This is a genomic window from Leyella stercorea, from assembly GCF_021531355.1.
Classification (GTDB): Bacteria; Bacteroidota; Bacteroidia; order Bacteroidales; family Bacteroidaceae; genus Prevotella.
On record NZ_JADYTS010000185.1, the window covers coordinates 1 to 817 of the forward strand.

Annotated in this window: 2 protein-coding genes; both read left to right on the forward strand. The window is 40.8% G+C overall.

Annotated features, from left to right (window positions below; translation table 11 throughout):
• On the forward strand, positions 1 to 424 hold a 424-nt coding region (locus tag I6E38_RS14965), incomplete at its 5' end, for a helix-turn-helix domain-containing protein (protein WP_367397748.1).
• Positions 425 to 480: 56 nt separating this feature from the next.
• The coding region (locus I6E38_RS14970; protein ID WP_235394727.1) for a transposase at positions 481 to 817 on the forward strand (337 nt) is incomplete at its 3' end.

Here is an 817-nt window from a genome sequence, read left to right on the forward strand (position 1 = left end):
TAGAATTATGAAACCAATAAAAGTACTTGAATTATCAGAGGTTGATCGCCTCAAATTAGAGAAAGGCTATCATAATGGCCCTACTCATAGTTTTCGTATCAGATGCAAATCCATATTGCTGAAGTCAGAAGGTAAATCAGCTCCCCAAATAGCAGAAATGCTTGAGGTAACAGTACCTACTGTCTACACATGGGTAAAACGTTATGAAGAAAATGGCATCAAAGGCTTGGAGACACGTCCTGGTCAGGGGCGAAAGCCTATTATGGATTGTTCTGATGAAGAAGCAGTCCGCAAGGCAATTGAGGAAGACCGTCAGAGTGTGTCCAAAGCACGTGAAGCATGGCAGAATGCGACTGGTAAAGAAGCCAGTGACATTACCTTCAAACGTTTTTTAGAAACATTGGTGCAAGATATAAGCGTATAAGAAAACGCCCAAGGGGCAAACCCTCACCGCAGCTCTACGCATACAAGAAAGAGAAGTTGCAAGAACTTGAAGAACTTGATTCCAAAGGAGAACTTATGCTATATTATGCCGACGAAAGCCATGTTTGTACAAATGGTTATGTTCCATATGGCTGGCAATTCAAGAATGAGGATATTTACATCCCATCCGAGAAGGCAGCCCGGCTTAATATCTTTGGCATGATTACCAAAAGGAACCAATATAAAGGTTTTACCACACAAGAGTCCATCAACGCAGACAAGATTGTGGACTATCTTGACAGATTCTCTTTCAATGTTACGAAGAAGACTGTAATTGTCTTGGACAATGCTTCTGTTCATAGAAATCGGAAAGTTAAAGAACTGAGGAAAATTT